At 46.9% G+C, this 11,691-nt stretch carries 9 protein-coding genes; 6 read left to right on the top strand and 3 right to left on the bottom strand.

The genetic code is table 11. From position 1 onward, the window contains the following. Window positions 1-83 precede the first annotated feature (83 nt). From I3248_RS09505 to I3248_RS09495, 3 genes are all read right to left on the bottom strand, one after another. The gene (locus tag I3248_RS09505; RefSeq protein ID WP_238063434.1) at window positions 84-827 is read right to left on the bottom strand and encodes a hypothetical protein; all 744 of its coding nucleotides are present in this window, start codon (window positions 825-827) and stop codon (window positions 84-86) included. Between the two features lie 179 nt (window positions 828-1,006). Next, entirely contained in the window at window positions 1,007-1,780 is a 774-nt protein-coding gene (locus I3248_RS09500; protein ID WP_238063433.1) for a hypothetical protein, read from the bottom strand. A 171-nt stretch (window positions 1,781-1,951) separates the two neighbouring features. Beyond that, window positions 1,952-2,899: a hypothetical protein gene (locus I3248_RS09495; protein WP_238063432.1), complete on the bottom strand. Its 948-nt coding sequence runs from the start codon at window positions 2,897-2,899 to the stop codon at window positions 1,952-1,954. A gap of 457 nt (window positions 2,900-3,356) precedes the next feature. Here I3248_RS09495 and I3248_RS09490 point away from each other — a divergent pair, with 457 nt between their 5' ends. From I3248_RS09490 to mmsB, 6 genes are all read left to right on the top strand, one after another. Beyond that, a complete protein-coding gene (locus I3248_RS09490; protein ID WP_238063437.1) occupies window positions 3,357-4,502 on the top strand; it encodes an MFS transporter in 1,146 nt (381 codons plus the stop codon). Between the two features lie 192 nt (window positions 4,503-4,694). Continuing rightward, complete coding sequence (locus tag I3248_RS09485) at window positions 4,695-6,365, top strand: fatty acid--CoA ligase (protein ID WP_238063431.1); 1,671 nt, start codon at window positions 4,695-4,697, stop codon at window positions 6,363-6,365. 272 nt (window positions 6,366-6,637) lie between these two features. After that, the gene (locus I3248_RS09480) at window positions 6,638-8,125 is read left to right on the top strand and encodes a CoA-acylating methylmalonate-semialdehyde dehydrogenase (RefSeq protein WP_238063430.1); all 1,488 of its coding nucleotides are present in this window, start codon (window positions 6,638-6,640) and stop codon (window positions 8,123-8,125) included. A gap of 46 nt (window positions 8,126-8,171) precedes the next feature. Next, window positions 8,172-9,332 (top strand): acyl-CoA dehydrogenase family protein, encoded by a 1,161-nt coding sequence (locus I3248_RS09475; protein WP_238063429.1) that lies wholly within the window; start codon window positions 8,172-8,174, stop codon window positions 9,330-9,332. A gap of 51 nt (window positions 9,333-9,383) precedes the next feature. After that, window positions 9,384-10,625: an enoyl-CoA hydratase/isomerase family protein gene (locus I3248_RS09470; RefSeq protein WP_238063428.1), complete on the top strand. Its 1,242-nt coding sequence runs from the start codon at window positions 9,384-9,386 to the stop codon at window positions 10,623-10,625. A gap of 45 nt (window positions 10,626-10,670) precedes the next feature. Then, entirely contained in the window at window positions 10,671-11,645 is a 975-nt protein-coding gene (gene mmsB / locus I3248_RS09465; RefSeq protein WP_238063427.1) for a 3-hydroxyisobutyrate dehydrogenase, read from the top strand. The last annotated feature ends 46 nt before the right edge of the window (window positions 11,646-11,691 follow it).

Below are 11,691 nucleotides of genomic sequence, written 5' to 3'. Positions count from 1 at the left end.
ATTCTCGCGGTCGGGCTTGACCGTCTTTAGTAGGAATCCCCGTTCCTTTAGGTCGAGGAGGAAGTCAATAAACTTAATCTTCCTTAAGCATTTTCAAGCTTAGGGCGAGCCTTATTTACGGCTTTAAGTAACGCTTCTTCAAACTCGCCTTGTTTAAATTTGACTAAGTAAGAGTGCGCGGCGCAGAAGTTACGTACGTCCCAGTCATGAGCAATTTGAGTCGCCCAGTCGCAGTACTCTTTACCTGCATTAGGCTCGTCTTTAAGCGCTTTTTTGGTTGTGGGATGCAGCATCACCTCAGGCAACATTTTTTCAAGCAATTTAGAAGGAGGGCTCATAAAGGTATCATCGACGTGTAGGCTTTTACTCGTAGGATGATAAGCCAATAAGGAGCCTGCATGAATCATCTCATTAGCATGGATATAATCGATGCCTTGCGACATAGAGAACTCAAGCTCAGGATAGCGCTCAGCGACTGCCGTACTTTCAACCAAATCCTCGCTCCACTCAACCTCAGGCACTTGTTTGGCGTGGCGAGTACTACCATAAAAGATTGCTTGCGGAAAATCTTTTGCCATCTGCGCGCAGTGAACCGTGTGGAATGGATGGACGTTCAATACCGCTTCGACGTCTTGACCGTTATTAGTCAAGGCCATCACTTTATCGCGCACTTCACCTGTCAGCTTATAGCTGTCTAAGAAGATAAACTTGCCGGGCTCTAATTTGATAAGCGAGCACTGCGTACCGATATTGATAACGCCGCCGATGCGAAACTCGCCGCGTATGTTCCAAAAGCCTGAGCCTAGATCATGTATCTTTTCTGCCATGGTTATTCTCCTCCATGATGTTAATAATTTTAATTGTAAACTCTATGATAGTACATCGTTTGATAAACAAGTCACTAGTAAATAGTAATGGATTCAAGCCGCTAGTATCGTTACACAACTTTTGTAACTTGTCCCAAGCTTTACAGTTGCTGTAACTGCATATCGATTAGGCCTTTCGATTAAGTCTGGCTAGAGGCCGCTTCTAAATCAGCGTGCGCGTTATCAATTCTCGATAGCAATGCAGCTTCAAACTCACCTTCTGCAAAGACGACTAGACCAGAATGGGCCCCGCAAAAGTTACGCACCTCTCGCCACTCGTGAGCAAGCTTTGTCGCCCAGTCGCAGTACGCTTTGCCAGCGTCAGGCTCATCTTTTAATGCTTTAAGTGTGGTCGCATGTAGGTTGATACCGGCTTGCACATCATTAAACTTCTTTGATGGCGGTATCTCAAAGGTATCGTCGACATAGATGCTCTGACTGGCAGGGTGATAGACGAGAAGCGAGCCTGAATGTACGGAGTCGTCTGGGGCGATGTAATAGATACCTTTTGGTTGTGAAAACTGTAGCTCAGGGTAGCGCTGGGCTACAGCTTCGCTTTCTACGTAATCTTCGCTCCAGTTGACCTCGGGTACCTGCTTATGATGGCGGGCGCTACCATAAAAAGTAGCGTGCGGAAAATCCTTGGCAACGCGCGCACAGTGTACGGTGTGAAAAGGATGTACATTGAGCACGGCTTCAATATCTTTACCATTATTGGTCAGCGCCAGCACTTGCTCGCGCACCTCACCAGTTAAAGTATAGCTATCTAGCAAAATAAACTTCCCTGATGCTAGCTTAACGAGCGCTGATTGATTACCGATATCGACCATACCATTTCTGACAAAAGAGCCTCTAATGTTCCAAAACCCAGCGCCTAGGTCATGTATCTGATCTTTTTTAAATTCTTCTGACATATAAGCCTCTATAGTGAATGACGTTCACGAATGTATAAAAGTAGTTTTTTAAGTGGTTTTTGAATAATTCTTTTTATTCATTCGGGAACCATAATACGCTTAATTAGTTAGACTTATCCCTACAGTAACTTTTATTGTACAGGGAACATACAAGCCAAGTATGTAAGTCAGTTACGGACAGTCAGCGTAATCATAATTCGATATACGCGGGCTTATGCTATAGTCTTCTCGACCACATAAGAACTGATCAAAGCGGGTATCGCCATTGATATGGCGCTGCATCCACGCGATACTAGGCTTGCTTAGTAGCTTTTCATTCAAGCGGTAACTTGGACAGAGATGGCTGGCGTTATTGACCTCAATCTTCATCTTAGGCCCTGTCGCTTGTTTATAAAACAAATTGGTATACTTGTTATTAGCCGCAATAACATCGTACTCACAGGAGATAACAAAAGTCGGCGTTGTTACTTCACCATAGCTTCTATCATGATAAGGGGCGAGTGGCATAATGGCGCGTACGTTGCTACGCGTAGATGCCAGTTTGAGCGCGCCGCCCCCGCCCATGGACCAACCAATTGCCCCTAAGCGATCAGGATCTACTATATTGCCTACTGTATTATCGCTGATTACATAATCTAAAGCATGGCTTAGCTGCTTAGCGCGGCTATCGGGTCTATCATAAATAGAGTTGGTATTCATTGTAATCACGACAAAGCCCCAAGCAGCTAGGCGGGGTCCCAACCATTTAATCGACAATTCATAAGAGACGTAGCCAGGTATCACAGCAATTGCGCCCAAACGTCCGCAGTTGCCAGCGTTAGTCGGATAGTAAATAGTGCCACCGCCAAAGCCGTCTACTAACTCACGTGGTACTTTTTTGCTAGCAATGTTAAAGGGTCCGTTATTTTTTGTTTGACTTAAATTATCAGCGCTAATTGCACTGTTAGGAATACAAGTGACATCTTGGTTTAGCGATGCTACCGACGTTGAGGTTGGCGTTGGCACTGTCTGTGTCGTTTCTGTAAGTGCAATCTTAGCTGAAGCAGGCGCTGTAGACAGTAGCGCGTAGGTAGCTATTGTGATTGTAGCTATACTCAAACGCGTTAGGCAATTCATCATAGTAGTTGTCTTTTGATAGTTGTCTTTTAAAAAGTTCAGTGCATTGCTTAATAGTCAATCTTAACAAGAGAGTAAGCTGATAAAAGCCGATTTATAGTAGGTTTTAATAGTTAATATGTCAAAGGGAGCGATGTATAAGCTTAGGACTTGTTGGACGTTGTTTTTGCTGGACGTTTAAGAATGTCCATACTCAGATAGAACACCGAGCCACTTGAGAGCCTAGGTGATAAGTATCAATAACATTTTGTGCCCTTAAAACCGATATCGCTCGTGCTATAGTACTTCATTAATTAATAAGCGCTAAGGGTTAGTAGGTAATTAAAATACCTAGAGCGCTACTTTCTTTTTACTTACGCTTTTTAGCGTCCAATATAGTCAGTACTTTGTGAATCATTCTCTTAATCAAATACGAAATAGCTCGTCATCACTCAGCAACGCGCCCTCACTCATCCTAAAAATAACCATTGGTCTGATCGGAGTGTTTGCTTTTTTGCAAGTGTATTCTATCCAAGCGATTTTGCCTGTATTGATGGCAGATTTTTCGGCGACTGAGGTACAAGCAGGCATGGTTGTGGGCGCAACAATCTTAGCTATCGCTATTATGTCGCCTTTTTTGGGTATGTTGTCGGACGCCTTTGGTCGCAAGTCGTTTGTCGTTGGCGCTTTACTGTTTTTGACGCTACCTACTGCGCTGATTGCTCAGAGTACGACTATCGAGTGGATAGGGCTATGGCGTTTTATCCAAGGCTTGTCTGTACCCGGTATCACGGTGGTGACGATTGCTTATATCGGCGAGGAGTTTGAGGGGCGTGCGGTCACAGAGCTGATGTCGTTTTATGTATCAGGCTCGGTGCTTGGCGGCTTTATGGGCCGGTTTTTATTAGGCCACTTGCATGAATTTTTTGGTTGGCGACAGGCGTATTATGTGTTGGCTATATTGACGTTGATTAGTGCCCTTTGGGTAGCAAAGACGCTACCAAGCTCGAAGCATTTTGTGGCCAATCCAAACTTTCGCTCCGCCATAAAAACGCTCGGCTCGCATCTCGTCAATCGCTACGTGGTCACCGCCTGCTTACTTGGCGCTTGCGTGCTATTTTCACTGGTGGGCTGTTTTACCTTTATTAATCTATATCTCGCTGATACACCATACAATCTCAGCACCGGCGCACTTGCGAATATTTTTGCCGTTTATCTGATAGGGGTGATCATTACGCCGCTATCGACTATTCTATTGCGCCGCTTTGGCTCAGCGCGCACGATTATAGTGGCGGTCATTATCTCGATGCTTGGAGTGCTGTTGACGCTAGCGACGCCTTTATGGCTGATCGTTATAGGCCTAGGGGTGATGTCCTCAGGGGTATTTGTGACTCAATCGGCGACCATCAGCTATATCGCGGTCAATGTCAAACAAGGCCGCTCGCTAGCCTCAGGGCTATATTATTTGTTCTATTACGCAGGCGGCACGGTAGGGGCTTGGCTTTGCGGTCTAGCTTATGCTTATGGGCAATGGCAATTTACGGTATGGCTGCTATTATTCGTACAAGTATTAGCGCTGCTGATTGCAAGTTTTGGCATGATAAAAACCAAGTCAAAAGCTGCTTAGCCTATACAGCTATGAGCGCTTGTTAGCCTACCACTTACGCAAGCTCACTTTACAGCGCATTTAAATTTTTTTAGTATTAAGCGTATCTTGATTTGAAATTATTAGTATTCAAATGGCTAAAACCTGCAAACTGAATTACTAAGCCATGTTAAAACACGAAAATAACGAACACCCTCAAAGGAAATGAGATTTATGTCAAATGCTTATCATAGCGCCCCGTCTGCTTACGATTATCCGCTGATTATCAAGCAGCTATTGAACCGTGCTAAGACGGTCTCGCAAGCCCAAGAAATCATATATGCTGACAAAAAACGCTTTACTTATAGCGAGTTCTTTACCCGTATTAACCGCCTAGCCAATGTCTTAGATAGTCTTAACCTAGACGCAGGGGACGTCATCGCTGTTATGGACTGGGACAGTCATCGCTATCTTGAGTCCTACTTCGCGATTCCGATGTCTGAATATGTGCTGCAAACGGTGAATATTCGTCTGTCGCCTGAAAAGGTGCTATATACGGTTAATCACGCCAAACCAAAAGTGCTGATGCTTAATTCGGAATTTGCGCCTTTAGTCAAAGACTATCAGTTTGAGAACTCCAGTATCGAGCACATTATCTGGCTTGATGATAATGGCACCACAGTTGAAGGGGTGTTCGGTGATAATCAAAGCCGCGTCATTGGTGAGTATGAGACGCTATTAGCAGATGCCAGTGATGAGTTTGAGTTTCCAGATTTTGATGAAAATACTATCGCCACTACCTTTTATACTTCAGGTACCACAGGTAATCCTAAAGGCGTTTTCTTTAGCCATCGTCAGCTAGTACTGCATAGCATGGCGGAGGCGGCAACCTTAGGAATGCTCCCAGATAAGCAAGGCGTCAGCTACGGCGACGTCTATATGCCCATGACGCCGATGTTCCATGTGCATGCGTGGGGCTTTCCTTATACTGCGACGATGACAGGCCTCAAGCAAGTTTATCCAGGTCGTTATGCGCCTGATACTTTGCTCGATCTCATCATCAATGAAAAGGTCAGCATTACGCATTGTGTTCCGACGATACTACAAATGGTGCTAAAAGAAGCACAAGATCGTGATAAGAGCTTTGATGGTCTAAAAATGATCATCGGCGGCTCGCGATTGACCGAAGGATTAGCCAAAGCGGCTCTCGCGCAAGATATCGAGGTCTACACCGGTTACGGTATGTCAGAGACTGCGCCGCTCATTGGTCTGACCGAGTTCACTATCGATGAGCCTGAGATGAGTGTTGATGAAGATATCACCCGCCGCTGCATGTCAGGCAAGCCTGTAATGATGGTCGATGCGCAAGTGTGGAGTACCGATAACAAATCAGTTGGTACAGGCGCAGACAATACTGGTGAGCTGGTGCTACGTGCGCCTTGGCTGACGCAAAGCTACTTCAAAAACGACGATGCCGGTACTGAGCTGTGGGAAAACGGCTACATGCACACTCAAGATATCGCTTATATGACCAAAGACGGCTACTTCAAAATCACCGATCGTCTCAAAGACGTGATCAAATCAGGCGGCGAGTGGATATCCTCGCTCGAGATTGAGACTATCTTGTCGCTGCATCCAGCAGTAGCCGATGTCTCGGTCATTGGCGTCCCTGATAAAAAATGGGGCGAGCGTCCGGTAGCTCTGATCGTTCTCAAACCGAGCCATCAAGACACCACTGCTGATGATATTACAGCGGTTGCTGAGCAAGCGGTTGCTAAAGGTATCATTCCTAAATATGGCATCCCGAGTGAGTTTCAATTCTTCGATGATCTGCCTAAAACCTCAGTCGGTAAACACGATAAAAAAGTCATGCGTGACGAGTATAACGAGCAGAATAAAGGCTAATCGGCTTGCTTTAAGTGGCTGTGTTTATTTTATCAATGAATGATAAGTTTATTATCAGCTCGTAAAAAGCTCATGAGTATTCATGGGCTTTTTTTAGTTTAACAAGCGATTTGTATTCACTCACAGCCAGATGCCTTAAAGCGCTTGACCCTAATTTGACATTGTTGTTATAGTCGATGACCATCAAATTGTTAATCTACTCTTCACTGACAGCTCAATCGCTATCTTTCATAACATATTTTGTGATGACTCAAACAAGATAAGGATATCTTATGCATCATGTTCAACAGCTCATCAATGGTGAGTTCAGCCAATCTAACACTAGCGAATGGATTAACATTACTGATTCTGCCACCCAAGACATCATTGCTAAAGTACCACAAAGCACCGATGATGAGATCAACGAAGCGGTCGCCACTGCCAAAGCTGCATTTGCGACTTGGCGCAAAACGCCTATCACCACTCGTGCGCGTATCTTCTTGAAGTATCAAGCACTCATTCGTGAGCACATGGATGAGCTTGCGCAAATTCTAACCGCCGAGCAAGGCAAAACCCTTGCTGATGCGCGCGGTGATGTCTTTCGCGGTTTAGAAGTGGTCGAACATGCGGCGGGTATTGCCAACCTGCAAATGGGCGACTTTGTCGAAAACGTCGCCTCAGATGTAGATACTTATAGCATTTGGCAGCCGCTTGGCGTATGTGCCGGTATCACGCCGTTTAACTTTCCAGCGATGATTCCGCTATGGATGTTCCCGATGGCCATCGCCACAGGCAATACTTTTATCTTAAAGCCCTCTGAGCAAGATCCGATGGTGACTATGCGCTTAGTGGAGCTAGCAGTAGAGGCGGGCGTGCCAGAAGGGGTATTGAACGTAGTCCATGGTGGTAAACCAACCGTTGACGCTATCTGCGATCATCCTGACATCAAGGCGGTGTCTTTTGTCGGTTCTACCGCAGTTGGCAAACATGTCTATGAGCGCGCAAGTCGGTCAGGTAAACGCGCTCAGTGTATGATGGGCGCCAAAAATCATGGCGTCATCTTGCCTGATGCCAATAAAGAGCAAACGCTAAACCAGCTCGCAGGCGCGGCCTTTGGGGCAGCAGGACAGCGCTGCATGGCTTTGTCAGTTGTGGTGTTGGTCGGCGCAGCAGGCGAGTGGATCGATGACATCAAAGCCAAAGCTGAAACTTTAGTGGTCTCTGCAGGTAAGAACGACAAAGATCTAGGCCCGCTCATCTCGCCTGCGGCAAAAGCTCGCGTTGAGCATTTAATTAATACAGGAGTTGAGGAAGGCGCAAGCTTACTTTTGGATGGTCGCAGTATTCAGGTCGAAGGATTTGAGAAAGGCAACTTCGTTGGGCCGACGATCTTTGATCATGTCACAAGTGAGATGCAGATCTATCAGCAAGAAATCTTTGGCCCGGTGCTTTGTATCATGCGCGTTGATAGCTTAGATGAGGCGATTGAGCTGATTAATAATAATCCTAACGGTAATGGCACTGCTATTTTTACTCAGTCAGGAGCGGCGGCGCATAAATTCCAGCAAGACGTCATGGTCGGTCAAATCGGTATTAACTTACCGATTCCTGTACCGCTACCTATGTTCTCATTCTCAGGATCACGGGCCAGTAAGCTTGGCGATTTAGGCCCTTATGGTAAGCAAGCCGTGCAGTTCTATACGCAAACCAAAACAGTCACCGCGCGCTGGTTCGATGATGAAGCAAGCCGCGGCAAAGTCAATACTACCATCTCAATGTAAGCTGTATTGTAAGCTAAATTTTGCCGCACTATTTAAGGATAACTGCATGGATTTTTCACTAACCGACGATCAAGTAGCTTTTGAGCACAGCGCTCGTCAGTTCGCACTAAAAGAGCTAAGACCCAACGCTGCCGAATGGGATCGCAGCTCGTACTTTCCTATTGAGGTCATCAAAAAATCAGGAGAGCTAGGGTTTTTAGGCCTTTATACCAATCCTAATTATGAGGGTTTAGGATTGCCGAGACTGGACTCAGCGATGGTGTTTGAGGCGCTAGCTTGGGGCGACACTGCGGTGGCTTCTTATATGAGTATCCATAACATGGTGTCATGGATGATTGGGGAGTATGGTCATGACGCGCTATGCCAGCAGTATCTGCCGAAGATGGTCAATGGCGACTGGTTAGGCAGCTATTGTCTGACAGAGCCTAATGCAGGCTCTGATGCGGCGTCCTTACGCACCAAGGCGGATAAACAAGGCGACTATTACGTCCTCAATGGCGAGAAAACCTTTATCTCAGGGGCGGGGTCAACTGATGTGTTGGTCGTTATGGCGCGCACTGGTGATACAGGTGCTAAGGGCGTTTCTGTCTTTGTAGTCGATGCCCAAAGCGACGGCATTGAGTATGGTAAAAACGAGCATAAAATGGGTTGGAAAGCGCAGCCGACGCGTACTATTAGCTTTAACAATGTCAAAGTCCCTGCATCCAACTTATTAGGTGCTGAAGGTCAAGGCTTTAGCATCGCCATGAAAGGCCTTAATGGCGGGCGTATTAATATTGGCATCTGTGCGGTAGGCACAGCGCAGGCCGCGCTTGAAACGGCGACGAGCTACGTCAAAGACCGCCAGCAGTTTGGCAAGCCAATAGCAGGCTTTCAATCCGTACAATTCAAGCTTGCCGATATGCTGACGCAAACTATCACCGCTAGGCAAATGATCTATCTGGCCGCTAGTAAAGTTGATAACAACGACCCGCAAGCGGCAACTTATTGCGCCATGGCAAAACGCTTGGCTACCGATTTGAGCTTTGAAGTCGCTAATGAAGCGTTACAACTGCATGGCGGCTACGGTTATCTCAACGAGTATCCGCTTGAGCGTCATGTGCGCGATCTGCGCGTGCATCAAATACTAGAAGGGACTAATGAGATCATGCGCGTCATCGTATCCCGGCAGATGTTGCAAGACGACGCTCTTAGCTCTTTGCGTTAGCAGCCTTTTCTAGCCCGTTTTTAAATTTTATAAAGTTTTATAGGTCGTTTTATGAGCACAAATAATCAATCTAATAATCAAAGCATTGCTTCTCCAGAGCAAGAAGCTGCAGTACTTTTTGAGACCGAAAAGACGCATTGCGGTCATCAGCTTGGCATCATGACACTGAACAGCCCAAAGTCGCTTAATGCCTTGAGCGTTGAGATGTGTCAGCTGTTATCACAGCAGCTCGAAGCTTGGCAGACGGACAGCCAAATAGTCGCCATTATTCTTAAAGGCGCAGGTGACAAAGCCTTCTGCGCTGGCGGAGATATTCGTAAGCTTTACGACAGTATGTCAGAGTCTGCACCACTGCCCAATCCTTATGCAACCGAGTTTTTTGGTCATGAGTATCGCCTCTATCGGCAAATGCAATTTTATCCCAAACCGCTGATTCTTTGGGGTGATGGAATTATTATGGGCGGCGGTATGGGACTGATGGCAGCTTGTAGCCATCGTATCGTCACCGAGCGTACTCGCTTTGCGATGCCTGAGATTACCATAGGTCTGTTCCCTGATGCTTCTGGTAGTTGGTTCTTGCAGCGTATGCCTGCTCATACAGGGCTGTTTTTAGGTCTGACCGGCGCTATGTGCCATGCCGGCGACGCCATCTTTGGTAACTTGGCTGAATACTATGCCCAAAGTGGCGATTATCAATCTATCATTGAGCGCCTAAAAGCTGCCGATTGGCGCGCGGAGATGGAGCAAGGCTTTGGTAGGTTGCCAAGTGTTACCAGCCGCGCTTTAGCGGCTCAGCCAGCGACTGACCTGCCTGAGAGTCATTTGGCCAAATATTGGCAAACCATCAATAAGCTTATGAATAGTGGCGGGCTGGCTGAGATTGATCATCTGCTACAAAACGATGACGCTCTAGCTAAGATTGATGCTGACTTTGCCGCCGATAAATGGACACAAAAAGCGCTGGCAACTTATCGTCACGGCTGCCCAGTAACCGCCGCTTTGACTTATGCGCTGTATTATAAAGTCAGCGCTTTATCACTAGAGCAAGTGCTGTATTTAGAAGCCAATGTCGCCGTGCACTGCGCAGCCAATCCTGACTTTAGAGAAGGGGTGCGCGCGCTGCTCATTGATAAGGATAAAGCGCCGCAGTGGTCACGCACATTGGCAGACTGCCTAAGCGCTGAGGGACAAGCGTATATTGAGTCGCATTTCGACAACCCTTATGCCCCTTATCAGCATCCCTTGCAAGATTGGCTTACCGCTGATGCTTTAGGCGCGCAGCATGTACGCTAGACTTTATTGAGTCAATAACCGATAACGACATCAAGGAATGATGGAATGAATAAAACTGCAAACGCAAGCGAGTCAGTCAAGGACAAAAAGCCTAACATCGCTTTTATTGGCTTAGGTAATATGGGCGCGCCAATGGCACAGAACCTGCTAAGCGCAGGCTACGCGCTGAGCGTCTATGATTTATCTCCGGCTGCGACCAAGCGTCTACAGCAAGCAGGCGCTAGGGTGGCAGATAGCCCGCAGCAAGCGGCTGCTAATGCGCAAGTGGTGATTAGTATGCTGCCCGCAGGCGAGCATGTGCTATCAGTGTATTTAGGAAGTAGCGAGAATAATCAAGAGCAAGCAGGCGGCGAACAGAAACAAGGACTGCTATCTCGTCTTGCTAAAGACACCTTAGTGATTGACAGTAGCACCATTGCTGCAGCAGACGCTAGGCAAGTCGCAGCTGCGGCAAGTGCGCTTGGTATAGACTTTTTGGATGCGCCAGTATCAGGGGGCACCGGCGGGGCAACAGCAGGTAGTTTGACTTTTATTGTAGGCGGCGAGGCTAATGCTTTTGCTAGAGCCGAACCTATCCTTACCGCCATGGGCAAAAATATCTTTCATGCAGGCGAGCACGGCGCCGGACAAGTGGCCAAAATCTGCAACAATATGCTGCTTGGTGTCTTAATGACAGGCACAGTAGAGGCGATAAACCTCGGCGTCAAAAACGGCTTAGACGCCAAAGTACTCTCGGATATTATGCTACAAAGCTCAGGGCGCAATTGGACACTAGAGGTCTACAACCCTTATCCGCAAGTGATGGATAATGTCCCCTCTAGCCATCACTATCAAGGCGGCTTTATGAGTAAGCTGATGCAAAAGGATTTAAACCTTGCGCTGCAAACGGCTAGGCAGACTGAGGTCGACACGCCAATGGCACAGCGAGCCGCGCAGCTGTATAGCGCTCATACTGGCGAGCATGGTGACAAGGACTTCTCGAGCATTATGGCTATTCATGATCCATCAGTACTGCCTTAACAGCGTAAAGACGTGAGCACATTTTATTAGGGACATGCCCTACAGT

It is taken from the genome of Psychrobacter sp. Ps3 (genome assembly GCF_022129275.1).
Taxonomy (GTDB): Bacteria; Pseudomonadota; Gammaproteobacteria; order Pseudomonadales; family Moraxellaceae; genus Psychrobacter; species Psychrobacter submarinus.
The sequence above is the reverse complement of the archived record's forward strand: the minus strand, read 5'-3'. Positions and strand labels throughout refer to the sequence as shown.